The organism is Streptomyces sp. (assembly GCF_035645055.1).
In the GTDB taxonomy this organism is placed as follows: domain Bacteria; phylum Actinomycetota; class Actinomycetes; order Streptomycetales; family Streptomycetaceae; genus Streptomyces.
The window spans coordinates 45,549-63,578 of record NZ_DASQNH010000013.1 but is presented as its reverse complement, the minus strand read 5'-3'; the positions used below and the strand labels follow the sequence as shown (position 1 = coordinate 63,578).

Sequence of the window (18,030 nt, the reverse complement as noted above, 5' to 3'; positions counted from 1 at the left end):
AATGGAGCCGGTGGGCCGGCCGGCGCGTCCGCCGGCCCCCGCCACGGCGGCCAAGGAGGCCCGCAGCATGCGCGACGCAGTCATCGTCGAAGCCGTACGCACCCCCATCGGCAAGGGCAAGCCAGGCGGCTCCCTCGCCCACGTCCACCCCGTCGAACTCCTCGCCCACACCCTGCGCGCCCTCGTCGAGCGCTCCGGCGTCGACCCCGCGCTCATCGACGACGTCATCGGCGGCACCGTCGACCAGGTCGGCGAGCAGGCCATGAACACCACCCGCTACGCCGTGCTGTCGGCGGGCTTCCCCGAGTCCGTCCCCGCGACCACCGTCGACCGCCAGTGCGGCTCCTCCCAGCAGGCCGTGCACTTCGCCGCCCAGGGCGTCCTCTCCGGCGCCTACGACCTCGTCGTCGCCTGCGGCGTCGAGTCGATGAGCCGGGTGCCGATGTGGTCCAACGTGCCGCCCGGCAAGGACCCCTTCGGCCCCGGTGTCGCCGAGCGCTACCCCGAAGGCCTCGTCCCCCAGGGCATCAGCGCCGAACTGATCGCCGCCAAGTGGTCGATCACCCGCGAGCAGATGGACGCGTTCGCCGTCTCCTCGCACCGCAAGGCGGCCGCCGCCTGGGAGCAGGGCCTGTTCGACGCCGAGGTGGCACCCCTGGACGGGGCGGCGCGCGACGAGTGCGTACGGCCGTCCAGCACCCCCGAGATCCTGGCCGGCCTCAAGCCCGCCTACCACGACCCGGGGTTCGCCGAGCGCTTCCCGCAGATCGAGTGGAACGTCACCGCGGGCAACGCCAGCCCGATCAACGACGGCGCCTCCGCCGTGCTCATCACGTCGAGCGAGACCGCGGCCCGCCTCGGCCTGCGCCCGCTGGCCCGGCTGCGCAGCTTCGCCGTCACCGGGTCCGACCCGCTGCTGATGCTCACCGGCGTCATCCCGGCAACCGAGAAGGTGCTGCGCAGGGCCGGCCTCACCCTCGACGACATCGACCTCTTCGAGGTCAACGAGGCCTTCGCCAGCGTGGTGCTCGCCTGGCAGCAGGAGACCGGTGCCGACCCCGCCAAGGTCAACGCGCACGGCGGCGCGATCGCCCTCGGGCACCCGCTCGGCGCCAGCGGAACCCGCCTGACCACCACCCTCGTGCACGCCATGCGCGCGCGTGGCGCCCGCTACGCCCTGCAGACCATGTGCGAGGCGGGCGGACTCGCCAACGCGATGATCCTGGAAGGAGTCTGACGGATCAGCGGCCCCGCAGGTGGTGGCGCTTGCGCCAGGCCACCACCGCACCGGCCAGCGCCGGTACCGCGATACAGCCCATCGCGATCAGGAAGGCCGGCGACGTGGGCGTCGAGGCACGGGCACCGGCCACGACGTACGCGGCGGTGTTCGGCACCGAACCGAGCGCCGTCGCGAACAGGAACGGCAGCCAGCCCATCCGGGACACGGCGGCGCAGTAGTTCGCCGCCGAGAACGGCACCCCCGGGAACAGCCGCACCGCCAGCATCGAGCGGAACCCGTGCCGGCTCAGCTGCCCGTCCACGGCCGTGAGCACCCGGCCCCGCAGCAGTGGACGCAGCGCGTCCTGCCCCAGCATCCGGCCCAGCCCGAAGGCGAGCCCCGCGCCGAGCACCGTGCCCCCCACCGCCGCGCCGAGCCCCAGCTGCGAGCCGAACAACGCGCCCGCCGCCAGGTTCAGCAGCGGCCGGGGCACGAACGCCACCGTGCACAGGCCGTACGCGAGGGCGAACACCAGCACCGCCGCGGCGCCGCCCAGCTGCGGCGGCCAGCCGTGCGCGAGCAGCCGCTGCGGCTCGAACAGCAGCACCGAGGCGGCGGCGGCCATGAGCAGCGCGACGAGCAGCGAGAAACGGGCCCAGGGAGAGAGCAGTACGCGCGCGCAGCGCGCCGGGAGACCGGCGGGCGCGGGAACGGCGACGGCGAGTTCCGAGGCGGCGGCCAGGGGAGTGGCCGTGGCGGTGCCCCCAGAGCGGGTGGTGGCATCGAGCATTCGGTGACATTAACCGACGACGACGCGTGATCGCCGCAACCGCTCCCGCCCGCCGCCCGGTCCCGCACCCCGGAAAACCATTCGACGTGGGACAACGCGTCGGCAATGATCTGCGTCATGTTCCGGTACGCCTTCCTCCTCGCAGCATCCGCGGTCGCGGATGCCCCGAAGGCTGCCGTGCCCGTCTTCCCGGCCGCCGTCGACGGCGCCCGACGCTGACCCTCTCCGGATCGTCCGGCGGACCCCGCAGGGGGAGGGTCGGCACATCCTTGGGGTCCCCCTCTCCGGCGCGGAGCCCTCTCCGCAGAGACTTCGAGGTACAGCCATGTCCAAGACGGCGTACGTCCGCACCAAACCGCATCTCAACATCGGCACCATGGGCCATGTCGACCACGGCAAGACCACCCTGACCGCCGCCATCACCAAGGTCCTCGCCGAGCGCGGGACCGGCACCTTCGTGCCGTTCGACCGCATCGACCGCGCCCCGGAGGAGGCCGCCCGGGGCATCACCATCAACATCGCGCACGTCGAGTACGAGACCGACACCCGGCACTACGCGCACGTGGACATGCCCGGCCACGCCGACTACGTGAAGAACATGGTCACCGGCGCGGCGCAGCTCGACGGGGCGATCCTCGTCGTCTCCGCGCTCGACGGGATCATGCCGCAGACCGCGGAGCACGTGCTGCTCGCCCGGCAGGTGGGCGTCGACCACGTCGTCGTCGCGCTCAACAAGGCCGACGCGGGCGACGAGGAACTGATCGACCTGGTCGAGCTGGAGGTCCGCGACCTGCTCACCGCGCACGGCTACGGCGGCGACTCCGTCCCCGTCGTCCGCGTCTCCGGGCTCAGGGCCCTGGAGGGCGACCCGCGCTGGACGGCGTCCATCGAGGCGCTGCTCGACGCCGTGGACACCTATGTGCCCCTGCCCGAGCGGTATCTGGACGCGCCGTTCCTGCTGCCGGTGGAGAACGTGCTGACCATCACCGGCCGCGGCACCGTCGTCACCGGTGCCGTCGAGCGGGGCACGGTCCGGCTCGGCGACCGCGTCGAGGTGCTGGGCGCCGGGGTGGAGCCGGTCGTCACCGGCCTGGAGACGTTCGGCAAGCCGATGGAGGAGGCGCAGGCGGGGGACAACGTGGCCCTGCTGCTGCGCGGCGTGCCCCGCGACGCGGTCCGGCGCGGGCACGTCGTCGCCGCGCCCGGCAGTGTCGCGCCCAGCCGGCGCTTCACCGCCCGGGTGTACGTCCTGTCGGCCCGCGAGGGCGGCCGTACGACACCGGTGGCCACCGGTTACCGGCCGCAGTTCTACGTCCGCACCGCCGACGTGGTCGGCGCCGTCGACCTCGGCGAGACCGCGGTCGCCCGCCCCGGCGACACCGTCACCATGACGGTCGAGCTGGGCCGCGAGGTGCCGCTGGAGCCGGGCCTCGGCTTCGCCATCCGCGAGGGCGGGCGCACGGTCGGCGCGGGCACGGTGACGACCGTCGGCTGAAACGGGTGGGGTCCGCCTCGGCACCGTGCCGAGAGGCGGGCCCCGCTTGCCCGTTGCGGCGTGTCCCTGCTCGACGCGCGCACCGTGAGCTGCGCGGTGCCGGCATCCGGCCGCCGGCCGCGCCCGACGGCCGGCGCCGGACGTGAAGTGCTGAAGGGGGAGAAGAGGCGGAGGCCGGAGCGGCGCGTGCCGCGGGAGCCGTTACCGGAGCGGGCTTCCCGGAGGGAGGCTCCCCCAAGGGAGGCGGCGTGACCGGGCGCGGCGGGGCGGGGTCGCCGCCACCGGCACAATGGACCCGTGAACGAGCCCATACCCGTCAGCCGGTCCGTCGATCAGGGGACGGCCAAGCTGATGCCCGACGTGGACCGGGAACGGGCCTGGCTGCTCACCGTCGAGGGAGCGCCGCAGTCGTACGTCGACCTCGACGAGCCGACGCATCTGGAGTTCGAGTACGCCCGGCGGCTGGGGCATGTGCTGGACACCGTCGCCGAGCCGGAGCGGGCGCTGGACGTGCTCCACCTCGGGGGCGGGGCGCTGACGCTGCCCCGGTACGTGGCGGCGACCCGTCCCGGCTCCCGGCAGGACGTCGTCGAGGCCGACCGGGCGCTGCTGGACCTGGTCGTCGAGCAGCTGCCCCTCCCGGCCGGCGCCCGGATCGCGCTGCACGCGGCCGACGCCCGGGCCTGGCTGGCGGAGGCCCCCGACGACAGCGCGGACGTCCTCGTCGCCGATGTGTTCGGCGGCTCGCGGGTGCCCGCGCATCTGACCTCCCTCGCCTACGCCCGGGAGACACAGCGGGTGCTGCGCGCGGGCGGTGTCTATCTGGCGAACCTCGCCGACGCCGCGCCCTTCGCCTTCCTCCGCTCCCAGCTGGCCACCTTCGCGGCCGTCTTCGAGGAGCTGGCGCTGATCGCCGAACCGGCCGTGCTGCGCGGCCGCCGGTTCGGCAACGCGGTACTGGTCGCCGCGCACCACCCGGTCGACATCGCCGCCCTGACCCGGCTCACCGCCGCCGACGTCTTCCCCGCCAGGGTCGAACACGGGCGCGCGCTGCGGGCGTTCATCGGCGACGCCCGGCCGGTCCGGGACGAGGACGCCGTACCGTCACCCGAGCCCCCCGACGGGGCGTTCGGCATCGGCTGACCCGCTCTCGGCGCCGGGTACGGCCGGCGCGCCCGCCACCGCGACCTCCTTGGTCCGCCGCCGCAGATTGCGCACGTCCGGCACGCACAGCACCGCCGCCGTGGCCACCACGACCAGCGTCGCGCACCCCCACAGCGCCGGGGTGCGCCCGAACGCCTGCTCCGCGGGCCCGGCCAGCGCCGTCGCCAGCGGCATCAGCGCCACCGAGCCGAACCAGTCGTAGGCCGAGACCCGGGAGAGCTTGTCCTCGGGAATCTCCTGGTGCAGGGCGGTCATCCAGGACACGCCGAACACCTCCAGCGTCACCCCGGTCACGAACATCACCGCGCACAGCGCCGCCGCCGGCACCGGTACGGCGAGCGCCGCGGAGGGCAGGGCCAGGGGGAAGACGCACAGCGTGCCCGCGAGCAGCAGCCGGCGCGGCTTCCAGCGGGTCATCAGCAGCGCGCCGACGACCGTGCCCGCCCCGAAGAAGCCGAGCGCCAGGCCCCAGGGCGCGGGCCCGCCGAGGTGGTCGCGGGCGACCAGCGGTCCGTAGACCGCGTCGGCGGCGCCGACCACCGCGTTGGCGAGGGAGAACTGCACGACGATGCCCCACAGCCAGGGCCGTCCGGCGACCTCCCGCCAGCCCTCGCGCAGATCGGCGAGCAAGCCGCCGCCCGGCGCGCGCGACGGGACACCGCTGACGTCGAGGAAGGAGCGCAGCCCGGCGGCGACGGCGAAGGCCGCCGCGTCCGCCGCGAGCACCCAGCCCGGTCCGATCGCGGCGACCATGGCGCCGCCGAGGGCCGCGCCGCCCAGCGCCGCGCCCTGCATCGCCATCCGGAACACCGCGAAGGCCCGCCCGGCCTGTTCGCCCTGCACGGAGGAGAGCAGCATGCCCTCGGCGGCCGGGCTGAAGAACGCCTGGCCGGTGCCGTTGAGGGCGGTGAGCAGCATCATCTGCCACAGCTGCGGGTCGCCGGTGAGCACCAGCAGGGCGAACAGGCCCTGCGAGACGCAGTTGAGGACGTTCGCCGCGACCATCACCCGGTGCCGCGGCAGCCGGTCCGCGAGCGCGCCGCCGATCAGCAGGAAGAGCACCAGCGGCAGGGTGCGGGCGGCGGCGACCAGGCCCACGTCGCCGCCGTCGCCACCGGCGTCGAGCACGGCGAACGCGGCGGCGATGAGAGCGCCGTGGCTGCCGAGGTGGGTGACGCCCGCGGCGGCGGTCAGCAGGCTGTAGTTGCGGCCCGCCCAGGCGGGTCTGCGCGGGGCGGGTCTGCGCGGGCGGCGCCCGGGGGCGGCGGGACAGGCGGCGGAGTTCACCGGCTGACTATCACCGCCCCGGGGCCGACTTGCCAAACCGGCTTCCCGCCGCCCGTCGGCGCAGGTCAGCTCTCCGTGGGCTCACCGTGCAGGCGGACCGTTCCGGCGATCTTCAGGATCGTCTCCTTCGGGACCTCCTTCTGCACGCCCTTGGCGCCGAAGAAGTTCCAGGACACGTAGTTGCCCGAGGAGTTCTTGAAGCCGAACGTCATCGCCTTGCCGTCGGTCGCGCACTTGCCCTTCTTGGGCGTGTTCTTCGACTCGGCCCAGGCGATGCTGCCCTCGATGCCGGAGGTGGTCGTGAAGGGCTCGGCCTTCTCCTCGAAGACCATGCTCTTCTTGTCCGGCTGGGTGTAGCCGCCGTAGACCCACCAGGCGACCGTGTTGATCGCCACCTCGTCGGTGTCCTTGGCGCCGTCGGCGCCCTTGGTGCCGACCGCGGCCAGCGAGGTGTCGTCGGACCGGCCGTCCTTGTCGTCGTCCGACGTGCACCACTTGGACTGGTAGACGGCGGTACCGGTCATGGTGACGAGGGGCTTGAGCTCGTCCGCGTTCTCCTCCTCGAACGCGATGAGGGTGCCCGGGTCCTGCACCTCCCAGTCGGCCGGCACGTCGAACGCGACGCCCCACCTGGGGTTCACGACGACCTTCCAGCCCGCGATCGTCGGCTTCTCGGCCTCGCCGTCGCGCGGGTTGTCGTCGCTCCCGGAGGAGGTGGCGGTGGGTTCGGCCGTCGGTGTGGGCGACTGGCTGGTCTGCGTCCCGGATCCGCCGTCGGCCTGGTCGTCCTTGTCGCCGCCGAGGACCAGGAACCCGGTCACGCCGGCCGTGACGACCACGGCCGCGGCCGCCACGATCGCGACCAGCTTGGTCCGGTTGCCGCCACCGCCATTGCCGCCGCCGGCCGCCGGCTGCGGAGCGCCCACGGGCGCGGGGGTGTTCCACTGCGGCTGCGCCTGCTGCTGGTACGGGTCGGGGTGCTGGTAGCCGGGCTGCTGGTAAGGATTCGGCTGCTGGTACCCCGGCTGCTGGTACGGGTTGTTCTGCCCCTGCGGGTTCTGCTCGCCCCCGGGCTGCTGCTGTCCTGGCCACATGAGCGGTAACCCTAGTGGTGTCCACGCCACGATTCGGTCACCACCCCTCGTCAGGGCCGTAGCGAAACCGTGCGCGCGGTCAGGACGCGGACGGCGCGGTGTACAGCCGGACCGTGCGGGCGATCTCCCGCACCGTCGCGTCCGGGACCTCGTCGGCCACGCCGTCGGCGCCGACGAACGACCACGACACCACGTCACCGTCCGGGTTCTCGAAGGCGAACGTGGTGGCCTTGCCGCCCGAGTCGCAGGTGCCGCGCCGCTCGATGCCGGAGGAGGTCGAGGTGGCGAGGCTGCCGGTGAGTCCGGAGGCGGTGGTGAACGAGCTGACCGGTCCCGTGCCGACCTTCTGCCGGTCCGGCTGGGTGTAGAGGCCGTAGACCCAGTTCGCGGAGTCGGCGCGGGCGGCGTCCGCGGAGTTGCGGGCCCCGTTGTTGCCGCGGGTGCCCGCGCTCGCCAGTGGGGTGTCGTCGACGGTGCCGTCGCGGTCGCCGTCGGACGAGCACCACTTCTCCTTCAGCACGGCCGGCGCCTTCATCGCGACCAGCGGCTGCTCCAGCGGATCGTCGTCCTCGGCGACATAGCTGACCCAGTTCGTCGACTGGAGCGTCCAGTCGGCCGGGACGTCGAAGGCGATCCCCAGGTCCGGGTTGACCACGACCTTCCAGCCCGCGACGGTCGGCCGCGGGCCGTCCCCGGCGCGCGGGTCGCCGGTCGCGGCCGGCGCCGCCGACGAGGTGACCGGCGCGGGAGCGGGCGCCGCCTCCTCGCCGTCACCGCCGAGCAGCACGGTCCCGGTCACGGCCGCGGCCACCACCACGGCCGCCGCCGCGCCGATCGCGACCGTCTTCGTCCGCCGTCCGTCGCGCCCGCCGCCGCCCGGTGCCGGGGCGGGGAGGGCCGGGGTGTTCCAGGACGCCGGACCCTGGAGGGCGTGCGGGGCCGTGGGGGCCTGCGGGGTCCGGGGCCCGTAGGGGCCGGGCTGCTGACGGCCGGGCTGCCGGTAAGGGGTCCCCTGCGGGCCGCCGCCTGGATCCCGCGGGTTCGGACCGCCCGTCGGCGGCTGCTCTCCATGCCACATGGGCCGCAAGAGTACGGCGATCATCACACCGGTCTGGCCAGTCGAGGCTACTCGTGGGTAACCTTCGGTCATGAGCGCAGACCAGATGTCGATCGGCGAATTGCTCGCCGCCACGGTGCCGATGGTTCGGACCCTGAACCTGGAGTACCTGGAGACCACTCCGGAGAAGGCCGTGCTGGCCCTCCCGGACCAGAGCGAGTACCGCAACCACGTCGGCGGACCGCACGCGGGGGCCATGTTCACCCTCGGCGAGTCGGCCAGCGGTGCGATCGTCCTGGCCGCGTTCGGGGACCAGCTCGCGCGCGCGGTGCCGCTCCCGGTGCACGCCGAGATCGCCTTCAAGAAGATCGCCCTGGGTCCGGTGAAGGCCACGGCTACCCTCGGCCGCCCGATCGCGGACGTCATCGCCGAACTCGACGCGGGCGAACGCCCGGAGTTCCCGGTGAGCGTCGCGATCCAGCGCGAGGACGGTGCCGTGACAAGCGAGATGACCGTGGTGTGGACACTGCGTCCGAACGGCTGAGTCGTAGGTCGGAACAAGGGCCCTGGTCGTCGCGGCCGGGGCCCTCGTCGTGTGCGCGTCACCGGGAACGTGGGTGCGGGGCACCGGGGTCGTGTGCGCAAGTCACCTGGAAAAGGGCGGTAATTCCGCATGCCGGTGCGGATACTGGCGGTAACGCCCTCGTATTTCCCGGCGCTTGAATCCGGATTACTCGAACTCCTTGTTTCCTGCGGCGCGTCTGTGCGAAGGTATGCCCCCCGCGGGAAGGAAAGGCCAGCCACATGTAAGTGCGGAAGGAAATGGTTTTCCGTGCAACCTCCTTACCCCCCACGTCCGCCCTGCCCGCCCCACCCCGGATCCGGTCCCGGGCTCTCCGACCGCGACCTCGTCGCCCGCCTCTGCGGCCCGGGCGCCGACCCCCGCGCCCTCGCGCTGCTGCTCGCCCGGCACTGGCGCGCGGCGCACGAGTACGCCGCCATCTGCCTCGCGTCCCCGTCGAGTTCGGCGGCGATGGTCACCACCGCCGCGTTCCGGCAGGTCCTCGGCGACCGGGCGGCCGACGGCGCCCTGCGGCCACGGCTGCTCGCGACCGTGCGGGAGACGGTCGCCGGGTGGGCCGCCGACGCCGAACTGACGGCGCTCCTGCCGGAACTGGGCAAACCCACCGGAGGGCGCGGACTGCGCGCCACCCGGTCCCTCACCCCGGAGCGCCGGCGCCTCGCCGAGCGCGCGTTCCACGCCCTCCCCGGCGCCTACCGATGCCTTCTCTGGCATACCGAGGTGGAGGCCGAGCCGATAACCGTACCGGCCGGTCTGCTGGGAGTGGACTCGCTCACCGCCGCGACCGCGCTGGAACAGGCCAGGGAGCAATTCCGGGCGAATTGTGTACGCGCCCACCGGGAACTCGCGCCCACCAAGGAATGCCGGTTCCACAACCGGCTCCTCGACATTCCGATGCGCCGCGGCGGAGCCCTGCTGCCCGATGTGCAACGCCATCTCCAGGAATGCCGGTACTGCCGGCACGCCGCCGAACAACTCGCCTCTTTCGACGGCTCGCTCGCGCCGCTGCTCGCGGAGACCGTGCTCGGCTGGGGTGCCCGCCGCTACCTCGAATCCCGCCCCGGCCGCACCGCCGCACCCGCCGCGCCCGGCCGCACCGGCACGCGCGCTCGCACCCGCACCGGCCCCACCGCCGTCGGCCGGCACCGCACCGCTGCGCCCCGTGGCGGCCGCGCGCTCCTCACCCCACCCCGACGGCCCGTCGCCGTCCTCCTCCTCGGTGTCGGCGTCACCTCGCTCGCTCTGCTCGCGACCCTGCTCGCCGCCACGGGCCACTCCGGTGACAACGGTGTCACCCCCGGCCCGGACGCCACCTGGGGCGCCCCCGGCAGTCACACGGTCCGCCCGAGCCCGGCCCCCTCGCGTCCCGGGGCCGCCCCGGCGGACCACGCGGGCGAGGCCGCCCGGGGCCGGCTCCGCAATCGGCTCGCCGACCGGTGCCTCGACACCGGCGGCGCGCCCCGGGCCGGAGTGCGGGCGGGCCTGGCGCACTGCTCCTCCGCCGCGCAGTGGTCCTACCGCGAGGACGGCCTGCTGCGCAGCGCCGCCGACCCGGCGCTGTGTCTCGACGCCGGTGACCGGACGGCCGTACTCGCCGACTGCGCCACCCCCGCCGGGCGGACGGGCTACGACCTCACCGCGCACGGCGAACTGCTGCCCAGGCGGCAGCCGGGACGGGCCGTCGCCGCCGGGCCCGGGACAGACGTGGTCGTCACCGGCCGGGACGGTTCGGCCGGGCAGCGCTGGGAGTTCGAAGCGGCGGACGACGGCGCTCCGGAGAGCCGGCCGAAGCGCGGGTGCGACAACGCCTCCGGGCGGCAGCCGCCGCCCGAGCCGGTCGCGCGGGCCGTCGCGGACCTCCTCCCGGCGGCGGCTCCGGTGGGGGCGGCCGAGGCGGAGCCCGTCGTGCCGACCGCCCCGGGAAGTGCCCTCCTGGCCCTTGCCGCACGCGCCGGCTGAACCGGCGCCACGGGGACCGGTACCGCCGTGGCCCGCGGGAGGGGCGGCATCACCGTGACCCGGTAGGCTGCACCGGCACGCGCCCGCCCGGGCGCGTGCCGGCCACGCGACGAGAGGGAAGCTGCGGTGCACGTCCAGGAATGGCTCGAGACCGTACCCGCGGTCAGCATCTACGCGCTGGTGGGAGTGGTCATCGGTCTGGAGAGCCTGGGCATCCCGCTGCCGGGCGAGATCATCCTGGTCTCCTCCGCGCTGCTCGCCTCCCAGCACGGCGACATCGACCCGGTGATCCTCGGCGCCTGCGCCACCGCCGGCGCGATCATCGGCGACTCCATCGGTTACGCCATCGGCCGCAAGGGCGGACGCCCGCTGCTGGCCTGGCTCGGCGGCAAGTTCCCCCGGCACTTCAGCGAGGGGCACATCGCCACCGCCGAGCGGTCCTTCGAGAAGTGGGGCATGTGGGCCGTCTTCTTCGGCCGGTTCATCGCCCTGCTCCGGATCTTCGCCGGCCCGCTCGCGGGCGTACTGCGGATGCCGTACTGGAAGTTCCTGATCGCCAACGTGCTCGGCGGCATCGTCTGGGCCGGCGGCACCACCGCGGTCATCTACTCCGTCGGTGTGGTGGCCGAGGCCTGGCTCAAGCGCTTCTCCTGGGTCGGCCTGGTGCTGGCCGTGTGCGTCGGCCTCGCCTCGATGCTGATCATCAAGCGCAAGGCGAAGCAGGCGACGGAACAGCAGGCGACGCGGCAGCGGGCGGCCGAGCCGGAGCCGGTCCCGGCCGCCGACTGACCGCCGCCCTACGACCGGGAGGCGTGCGCGTCGCGGTGCGCCTTCGCCAGCTCCGCGTACATCGTTCCGTTCAGCGTGACGCCCTCGCGCTCCTCGGCGGTCAGCTCCCGCTTGACCTTGGCCGGTACCCCGGCGACGAGCGAGCCCGGGGGCACCCGCATGCCCTGCGGCACCAGCGCCTGGGCGGCGACCAGCGAACCCGCGCCGACGACCGCGCCGTTGAGCACCGTGGCGCCCATGCCGATCAGGCAGTCGTCCTCGACGGTCGCGCCGTGCACGACGGCGTTGTGCCCGATGGAGACGCGCTCGCCGACGGTGACGGGGAAGCCGGGGTCGGCGTGGAGGGTGCAGTTGTCCTGCACATTGCTGCTCGCGCCCACCGAGATCCGCTCGACGTCGCCCCGCAGCACCGCCCCGTACCAGACACTCGCGCCCGCCCCCAGCGTCACGTCCCCGATCACGGTGGACCCCGGCGCCACGAACGCCTCCGGGTGCACCGCCGGTTCCTTGCCGCCGATTCCCGTGATCAGGGCCTGGTGAGCCATCGTCGCCTCCTGGTCGTCGAGTGTCCCCGCACGGTACGCCACCCGGTTGGGGTGAAGATCACAGGCCTCCCGGCTCATGGGTCCCCCGCGCCCTGAGTACGGTGAGCGGGTGCCGAAGCCCAAGAACACGTTCTCCTCATGGCGCCGCCGCCTGGCCCAGCGGGCGGTCCACGCGGGCTGGGCCTGGGTACAGCGCACCGGCTCGGTCACCGCGGAGCACCCGGGACGGTTCCGCTTCGGCTCGATGGGCACCGGCACCCGGCTGGCCTTCCCGCTCGGCACGGTCTTCGGTGAACCGTGGATCCACCTGGGCGCGCACTGCATCGTCGGCGAGCAGGTCACCCTGACGGCCGGTCTGATGCCCGATCTCGACCTGGGCCCCGAGCCGATCCTGCGCATCGGCGACGGCGTGGTCCTCGGCCGCGGCAGCCATGTCATCGCCGACACGACGGTCACCGTCGGCAGCGACTGCTACTTCGGCCCGTACGTCTACGTCACCTCCACGAACCACTCGTACGACGATCCGCACCAGCCGATCGGCAAGCAGTGGCCGCGCATGGAGCCGGTGGAGATCGGGCCCGGCTGCTGGGTCGGCACCGGTGCGGTGATCCTGCCGGGGGCCCGGATCGGGCGGAACGTGGTGGTGGCGGCCGGGGCCGTGGTGCGCGGCACGGTGCCCGACCACGCCGTGGTGGCCGGGGCGCCCGCCAAGGTCGTACGGCGCTGGACGCCCGCCGAGGGCTGGCAGCCGCCGCTGCGCACCCCGGCGCCGGTGCCGATACCCGAGGGCGTGACCTCCCATCAGCTGCTGAAGCTGTCAGGGCTGGACGAGGAGGCGGTGGCCCGCCTCGCGGAGCTGGACGAGGCCGACGCGGAGCCCTGAGTCAGCCGGCCGCCGGCGGCAGCGAGCCGGCGAGGGCCAGTCCGGCGCCCGCCGCTGCACACCGCGCGCAGCCCGTTCGCTGATTCAGCAGACCGCCGCCGAAGTCGGCCAGGCCCCACAGGAGGCTGGTGGCCAGGGCGAAGAGTGCTGTCACGGGTCGCCTCGCAGTACAGTTCGGTGAACGATCGGGTGCACCCCACCGTAGTTCAGTGAACTGCACCCTGTCATTCAACATACTGAACCACGGTCTCTTGGACGGAATGTGTCGGACCTCGACCTGCTGACGCAGTCCCTGGCGCGCAGCGTCAAGCACTGGCGTGCGGTGCGCGGCTTCACCCTGGACGTGCTCGCCGCCCGGGCCGGCGTCAGCCGCGGCATGCTCATCCAGATCGAGCAGGCGCGCACCAATCCCAGCCTCGGCACCGTCGTCAAGATCGGCGACGCGCTGGGCGTCAGCATCACCACCCTGCTCGACTACGCGCAGGGCCCCAGGGTCCGGGTCGTCCCCGCCGAGCAGGCCGTACGGCTGTGGCGCACCGACGCGGGCAGCTACAACCTCCTCCTCGCCGGCGCCGAGGCGCCCGGTCCGCTGGAGATGTGGCAGTGGCGGCTGATGCCGGGCGAGCACAGCGACTCCGACCCGCACCCCGCCGGAACGGTCGAGCTGCTGCACGTGACCGAAGGGGAGCTGACGCTCACGGTGGACGGCGCGGAGTACCGCGTCTCGGCGGGCGCCAGTGCCTCCTTCGAGGCCAACACTCCGCACACGTACGGCAACACGGGCGACACGCCGATGCGGATGATCATGGCCGTCTCGGTGCCGCCCGTCCGCTGAGACACCCGGCCGCCCGGCACCGAACGGCTGTTACGGTGCGGCCCATGCGCGCACCCATCGGAGACTTCGACCAGGCCACCCCCGCCCCCGACTGCCTCGACGAACTGACCCGCCCGGTCGCCGACGCCGTACGCCGGTGGACCGGCGCCGTCCCCGCCGAGCAGATCCTCTACGTCGACACCGACCCGCGGTGGGCCGACACCGCCGTCTTCGTGGAGCACTACGGCCGGGAACTGCTGGAGCGGTCCGCGAACTGCGTGGTCGTCGCCGGGAAGCGGGGCGGCGAGAGCACGCTCGCCGCCTGTGTGGTGCTCTCCACCACCCGCGTCGACGTCAACGGAGTCGTCCGCCGTCAGCTCGGCGCCCGCAAGGCCTCCTTCGCGTCCATGGACACCGCGACCGGGGAGACCGGCATGGAGTACGGCGGCATCACGCCGATCGGGCTGCCCGCCGACTGGCCGGTGCTGGTGGACGCGGCGGTCGTCGACCTGCCGTACGTCCTGGTCGGCAGCGGGCGGCGGCGCGGCAAGCTGCTCGTGCCCGGCAAGGCGTTCGGCGAACTGCCCGGCGCCGTGGTGCTGGAGGGGCTGGGCGTGGCCGTCTGAGCCCGTCCCCCGGCGCGCGCCCGGCCGGGGGTCAGGCCCGCGCGTGGTGGGCCAGTGCCAGATGCGGGTCCGGCTCGCCCGGCACCGGCGCCGGATCGGCGTGCACCAGGGCGGCCGTCAGCCGCGGCACGGCGTGCAGCAGGGCGTGCTCGGCGGCCACCGCGATCGCGTGGGCCCGGCGGACCGTCGTCTCGCCGTCCACCACCACCGCCACCTCGGCCCGCAGCCGGTGCCCGATCCAGCGCAGCCGCAGTTCGCCGACCTCGCGCACGCCAGGCACCTCGCGCAGCGCCCGCTCGGCCCGGTCCACCAGGGCCGGGTCGACGGCGTCCATCACCCGCCGGACCACCTCGCGGGCCGCGTCCCGCAGCACCAGCGCGATCGCCACGGTGATCGCCAGCCCGACGACCGGGTCGGCCAGGTGCCAGCCGATCGCCGAGCCGCCCGCGCCCAGCAGCACCGCCAGTGAGGTGAAGCCGTCGGTACGGGCGTGCAGTCCGTCGGCGACCAGCGCGGCCGAACCGATCTCCCGGCCGACGCGGATCCGGTACCGGGCCACCCACTCGTTCCCCACGAAGCCGGCCAGCGCGGCGACCGCCACCGCCGGCACATGCGCCACCGGACGCGGATCGAGCAGCCGCTCGACCGCCGTCCACCCGGCGAACGCCGCCGACGCGGCGATGGTCAGCACGATCACGATCCCCGCCAGGTCCTCGGCGCGGCCGTAGCCGTAGGTGAAGCGGCGCGTCGCCGCGCGGCGGCCGAGCACGAACGCGATGCCCAGCGGTACGGCGGTCAGCGCGTCGGCGGCGTTGTGCACCGTGTCGCCGAGCAGCGCGACCGACCCGGAGACCGCCACCACGACCGCCTGCGCCAGCGCCGTCGCCCCCAGCACCGCCAGTGAGACCCAGAGGGCGCGCATGCCGCGGGCCGAGGACTCCAGGGCGGAGTCGACCTTGTCGGCGCTGTCGTGGGAGTGGGGGGTGAGGAGGTGGGTGAGGCGGTGGCGGATGCCGGGACGGGGTGAGGGGGAGTGAGGGCGGGGGTGGGAGTGCTCGTGGGGGTGGTCGCTCACGGGGTGCTCCTTCCGGTGCGCGGCGGAGGGCGGGTGCGCGCCCTCCGCCATTATGTGCGCAAGCGCGCACGCATGCACCTGTCACTTGCGCATGCCGCGCAACCGCGCACCGCGCGCGATCCGTCACCAGGAGGCGAGCGTGGAAACGCCCAGGTACTGCTCCGCGAAGGCCCTCGCCGCGCCGGGGGAGTCGAACAGGCGGCGCAGCCGGGCCCGCGTCGTGCCCGCGCGGAACGGATCACCCGAGGCCGTCCCGTGGAACACCTCGGACAGCCACTGCGAGAACTCCTGGTAGTCCCAGACCCGCCCCAGGCAGGCCGCCGAATACCCGGCCAGCCCGGCGCCGTCGCCCCGGGTGAGCTGCGCGACGAGCGCGTCACCGAGCAGGAAGGCGTCGTGCAGGGCGAGGTTCATGCCCTTGGCGGCGATCGGCGCGGTGAGATGCGCCGCGTCGCCGGCCAGGAACAGCCGCCCGTGCGCCATGGGCTCCACGACGTGGTTGTGCATGTCCAGCACCCGCTTCTCGATCAGCCGCCCCTCCGTCGGCGGCGGGGCGCCCGCAGCGCCGAGCCGCTGCCGCAACTCGGCCCAGACCCGCTCGTGCGGCCAGTTCGCCGGGTCGTCGCCGGGCGGGCACTGGAGGTAGTAGCGGGTGACCTCGGGGCTGCGCGCCATGTGCCCGGCGAACCCGTGCGGATGGACGCCGAAGACCACACAGTCGGAGGACGGCGGCGCCTCGGCGAGCAGCGCCAGCCAGCCGATGCCGTAGTCGTGCCGGGCGATCCGCGTCCGGTGCGGCGGCAGCGCGGTGCGCGTCACTCCCCGCGCCCCGTCGCAGCCCGCGACGAAGTCACAGCGGATCACGTGCGGTTCGCCGCTCTCCGGGCAGCGGTACGACACCGACGGGCGGTCCGTGTCCAGGTCGTGCAGCCGGACGTCCCGCACCCCGAACCGGATGTCGCCGCCCCGCACGTCCGCGTACTCCCGGACCAGGTCCGTCACGAGCAACGGCTGCGGGTAGACGAAATGGTGATGCCCCGTCAGCTCGGTGTACGCCAGCCTGTGCCGCTCCCCGCCGAAGCGGAACTCGCACTCGGTGTGCCGCTGCGCCCGCCCCAGCAGGTTCCCGGCCAGCCCGCGCCGCTCGAGACCGCGTACGGCCCACTCCTCCAGCACACCGGCCCGGGGCCGCCGCTCGATGAACTCCCTGCTCTCCACCTCCAGCACCACACAGTCCACGGAGGCGGCCCGCAGAATGTTGCCGAGAGCGAGACCGGCCGGTCCGGCGCCGACGATGACGACCTGACGCCGTTGCGGAGCACGGGAGTTGAAGTGGGGTGAAGCGGTGGACATCCGAGCATTATGGCGGTGCCCCGAGGGGTGGGGGAGGGCGGGGTGAGCGGCTAGGGGATGTCTCGTCGCCCTGCCGGGCTGGCCGACGAGACGCCCCCTAGCCCAGCCGCGGAATCTCGATCGCCGGGCAGCGGTCCATGACCATGTCGAGACCGGCGGCACGAGTGCGGTCGTACGCCTGCTCGTCGATGACGTCCAGCTGGAACCAGACCGCCTTGGCGCCCTTCGCGACGGCCTCGTCGGCGACGGCCCCGGCGAGGTCGCTGTTGACGAAGACGTCCACCACGTCCACGTCGAAAGGGATGTCCGCGAGCGAGGCGTAGCCCTTCTCCCCGTGGACCGTCTCCGCCTTCGGGTGGACGGGCACGATGCGCTTGCCGAAGCGCTGGAGCACGCGGGCGACGCCGTGGGCCGCGCGCCGCTCGTTGTTCGACAGGCCCACCACGGCCCAGGTGTCGCCGCTCTCGGTGAGGATCTTTCGAACGGTGGCTGCGTCGCCGTACACGGGGCCTCCCGGGCCTTGTGGACTTCTCGTGGTGCTTCGAGTTTTCGAGCTTCTTCGAGCAGGGGAACGGCGTGCGGCGGGCGAAGATTCCCGGCCCGCGCACCTGCGCCCGGGCGAACCCGGGCCTACGCTCGCACCGTGCTGCGCATCATCGACGCCGGAACCGGCGAAATCGTCGAGGCCGCCCCCGCCCGCCGCGGTCTCACCCGGGTCGAGGCCCACGCGCCGGGCCTCGACCCCACCGCCCTGCGCGTGCTGCTGGTCGCCGACGTGCTCGTCCGGGCCCTGGAACTCGGCGGGACGCCGGTCTGGGGACTGCTCTGCGCGGAGCGCCGATGGACGGAGCTGCGCGCGGCGGCCGCCACGCTGGGCATCCGCCCCCTGGAGGACCGGGCACAGGCGGGGCCGGTGCCGGGGGATCGACGGGTGCTGCATGTGACCGCGGAGGGGGCCGCGGCGCCCGACGGGGTGCGGGTGGGGGTCGCGGCGGTCGAATCGGCGGTGCCGGTGCGAGTGCCGGGGGAGTGGGCGCGGGAGCGGGGGGAGCCGGCGCAGGGGCGTGCGTCCGGGGAACCGGCGCGGGCGCCGGGAGGGCCGGGAGGGCCGGGAGGGCCGGGTGGGCCGGGGCGAGCCTCTGGGGAGCCGGACGGGGCGTCGGCGGAGCCCGAGGTCGCCTCGCGGCAGTCGCCGGGGACGCCGGGCGGGCCGGGGAGGCCGCCGGGTGAGCGGGGAGGGGCGTGGCGGGGGCCGGGGAGGCCGCCGGGTGAGCGGGACGGGTCGTCGCGGGAGGCG

General features: G+C 74.2%; 18 protein-coding genes and 1 pseudogene. 10 read left to right on the top strand and 9 right to left on the bottom strand.

Annotated features, from left to right (window positions below; genetic code table 11):
• The first annotated feature begins 67 nt into the window (after positions 1–67).
• Positions 68–1,237 carry a thiolase family protein gene (locus tag VE614_RS03690; RefSeq protein ID WP_324931839.1) on the top strand — a complete coding sequence of 390 codons (1,170 nt, stop codon included), beginning with the start codon at positions 68–70 and terminating at the stop codon, positions 1,235–1,237.
• A 4-nt stretch (positions 1,238–1,241) separates the two neighbouring features.
• Here VE614_RS03690 and VE614_RS03685 read toward each other — a convergent pair whose 3' ends face one another.
• A complete protein-coding gene (locus VE614_RS03685; RefSeq protein WP_324931837.1) occupies positions 1,242–2,009 on the bottom strand; it encodes a TVP38/TMEM64 family protein in 768 nt (255 codons plus the stop codon).
• A gap of 325 nt (positions 2,010–2,334) precedes the next feature.
• Here VE614_RS03685 and tuf point away from each other — a divergent pair, with 325 nt between their 5' ends.
• Together tuf and VE614_RS03675 are read left to right on the top strand one after the other, a co-directional pair.
• The gene (tuf, locus tag VE614_RS03680; protein ID WP_324931834.1) at positions 2,335–3,504 is read left to right on the top strand and encodes an elongation factor Tu; all 1,170 of its coding nucleotides are present in this window, start codon (positions 2,335–2,337) and stop codon (positions 3,502–3,504) included.
• Positions 3,505–3,801: 297 nt separating this feature from the next.
• A complete protein-coding gene (locus VE614_RS03675) occupies positions 3,802–4,647 on the top strand; it encodes a fused MFS/spermidine synthase (RefSeq protein ID WP_324931832.1) in 846 nt (281 codons plus the stop codon).
• On the opposite strand, the gene VE614_RS03670 is transcribed toward VE614_RS03675, so the two are convergent.
• The 3 genes from VE614_RS03670 to VE614_RS03660 all read right to left on the bottom strand — a co-directional run bounded on the left by VE614_RS03670 (position 4,609) and on the right by VE614_RS03660 (position 8,127).
• Entirely contained in the window at positions 4,609–5,955 is a 1,347-nt protein-coding gene (locus VE614_RS03670; RefSeq protein WP_324931829.1) for an MFS transporter, read from the bottom strand. The genes VE614_RS03675 and VE614_RS03670 overlap by 39 nt on opposite strands.
• Before the next feature lie 65 nt (positions 5,956–6,020).
• Positions 6,021–7,049 carry a hypothetical protein gene (locus tag VE614_RS03665; protein ID WP_324931826.1) on the bottom strand — a complete coding sequence of 343 codons (1,029 nt, stop codon included), beginning with the start codon at positions 7,047–7,049 and terminating at the stop codon, positions 6,021–6,023.
• A 79-nt stretch (positions 7,050–7,128) separates the two neighbouring features.
• Positions 7,129–8,127, bottom strand: a complete 999-nt coding sequence (locus VE614_RS03660) for a hypothetical protein (protein WP_324931823.1) — start codon at positions 8,125–8,127, stop codon at positions 7,129–7,131.
• A gap of 85 nt (positions 8,128–8,212) precedes the next feature.
• Here VE614_RS03660 and VE614_RS03655 point away from each other — a divergent pair, with 85 nt between their 5' ends.
• The 3 genes from VE614_RS03655 to VE614_RS03645 all read left to right on the top strand — a co-directional run bounded on the left by VE614_RS03655 (position 8,213) and on the right by VE614_RS03645 (position 11,437).
• Positions 8,213–8,650: a DUF4442 domain-containing protein gene (locus tag VE614_RS03655; RefSeq protein WP_324931990.1), complete on the top strand. Its 438-nt coding sequence runs from the start codon at positions 8,213–8,215 to the stop codon at positions 8,648–8,650.
• 288 nt (positions 8,651–8,938) lie between these two features.
• On the top strand, positions 8,939–10,648 hold the full coding sequence (locus tag VE614_RS03650) for an RICIN domain-containing protein (RefSeq protein WP_324931820.1): 1,710 nt from the start codon (positions 8,939–8,941) through the stop codon (positions 10,646–10,648).
• 126 nt (positions 10,649–10,774) lie between these two features.
• Positions 10,775–11,437 (top strand): DedA family protein, encoded by a 663-nt coding sequence (locus tag VE614_RS03645; RefSeq protein WP_324931817.1) that lies wholly within the window; start codon positions 10,775–10,777, stop codon positions 11,435–11,437.
• An 8-nt stretch (positions 11,438–11,445) separates the two neighbouring features.
• Here the strand turns inward: VE614_RS03645 and VE614_RS03640 are convergent, their stop codons facing one another.
• Positions 11,446–11,982 (bottom strand): gamma carbonic anhydrase family protein, encoded by a 537-nt coding sequence (locus VE614_RS03640; protein WP_324931814.1) that lies wholly within the window; start codon positions 11,980–11,982, stop codon positions 11,446–11,448.
• A 109-nt stretch (positions 11,983–12,091) separates the two neighbouring features.
• On the opposite strand from VE614_RS03640, the gene VE614_RS03635 reads away from it, so the two are divergent.
• Positions 12,092–12,865 (top strand): acyltransferase, encoded by a 774-nt coding sequence (locus VE614_RS03635; RefSeq protein WP_324931812.1) that lies wholly within the window; start codon positions 12,092–12,094, stop codon positions 12,863–12,865.
• Between the two features lies 1 nt (position 12,866).
• On the opposite strand, the gene VE614_RS03630 is transcribed toward VE614_RS03635, so the two are convergent.
• Complete coding sequence (locus tag VE614_RS03630) at positions 12,867–13,019, bottom strand: hypothetical protein (RefSeq protein WP_324932002.1); 153 nt, start codon at positions 13,017–13,019, stop codon at positions 12,867–12,869.
• A 108-nt stretch (positions 13,020–13,127) separates the two neighbouring features.
• Between VE614_RS03630 and VE614_RS03625 the strand changes: the two genes are divergently transcribed.
• The gene (locus tag VE614_RS03625; protein WP_324931808.1) at positions 13,128–13,700 is read left to right on the top strand and encodes an XRE family transcriptional regulator; all 573 of its coding nucleotides are present in this window, start codon (positions 13,128–13,130) and stop codon (positions 13,698–13,700) included.
• Between the two features lie 44 nt (positions 13,701–13,744).
• Positions 13,745–14,305, top strand: a complete 561-nt coding sequence (locus tag VE614_RS03620) for a YbaK/EbsC family protein (protein WP_324931805.1) — start codon at positions 13,745–13,747, stop codon at positions 14,303–14,305.
• 31 nt (positions 14,306–14,336) lie between these two features.
• Here the strand turns inward: VE614_RS03620 and VE614_RS03615 are convergent, their stop codons facing one another.
• From VE614_RS03615 to VE614_RS03605, 3 genes are all read right to left on the bottom strand, one after another.
• Positions 14,337–15,431 carry a cation diffusion facilitator family transporter gene (locus VE614_RS03615; RefSeq protein WP_414719498.1) on the bottom strand — a complete coding sequence of 365 codons (1,095 nt, stop codon included), beginning with the start codon at positions 15,429–15,431 and terminating at the stop codon, positions 14,337–14,339.
• Positions 15,432–15,503: 72 nt separating this feature from the next.
• Complete coding sequence (locus tag VE614_RS03610) at positions 15,504–16,733, bottom strand: 4-hydroxybenzoate 3-monooxygenase (protein WP_324931799.1); 1,230 nt, start codon at positions 16,731–16,733, stop codon at positions 15,504–15,506.
• A gap of 97 nt (positions 16,734–16,830) precedes the next feature.
• A complete protein-coding gene (locus VE614_RS03605; protein WP_324931796.1) occupies positions 16,831–17,238 on the bottom strand; it encodes a CoA-binding protein in 408 nt (135 codons plus the stop codon).
• A 138-nt stretch (positions 17,239–17,376) separates the two neighbouring features.
• Between VE614_RS03605 and VE614_RS03600 the strand changes: the two are divergent.
• Positions 17,377–17,745 (top strand): annotated as a pseudogene (locus VE614_RS03600) (hypothetical protein); the annotation flags it as partial.
• Positions 17,746–18,030: the final 285 nt, after the last annotated feature.

Coding starts and splice junctions, on each gene's coding strand:
- tuf (WP_324931834.1), top strand. CDS start 2,335: ATGTCCAAGACGGCGTACGTCCGCACCAAACCGCATCTCAACATCGGC.
- VE614_RS03660 (WP_324931823.1), bottom strand. CDS start 8,127: ATGTGGCATGGAGAGCAGCCGCCGACGGGCGGTCCGAACCCGCGGGAT.
- VE614_RS03655 (WP_324931990.1), top strand. CDS start 8,213: ATGTCGATCGGCGAATTGCTCGCCGCCACGGTGCCGATGGTTCGGACC.
- VE614_RS03640 (WP_324931814.1), bottom strand. CDS start 11,982: ATGGCTCACCAGGCCCTGATCACGGGAATCGGCGGCAAGGAACCGGCG.
- VE614_RS03620 (WP_324931805.1), top strand. CDS start 13,745: ATGCGCGCACCCATCGGAGACTTCGACCAGGCCACCCCCGCCCCCGAC.
- VE614_RS03665 (WP_324931826.1), bottom strand. CDS start 7,049: ATGTGGCCAGGACAGCAGCAGCCCGGGGGCGAGCAGAACCCGCAGGGG.
- VE614_RS03610 (WP_324931799.1), bottom strand. CDS start 16,733: ATGTCCACCGCTTCACCCCACTTCAACTCCCGTGCTCCGCAACGGCGT.
- VE614_RS03615 (WP_414719498.1), bottom strand. CDS start 15,431: ATGGCGGAGGGCGCGCACCCGCCCTCCGCCGCGCACCGGAAGGAGCAC.
- VE614_RS03690 (WP_324931839.1), top strand. CDS start 68: ATGCGCGACGCAGTCATCGTCGAAGCCGTACGCACCCCCATCGGCAAG.
- VE614_RS03685 (WP_324931837.1), bottom strand. CDS start 2,009: ATGCTCGATGCCACCACCCGCTCTGGGGGCACCGCCACGGCCACTCCC.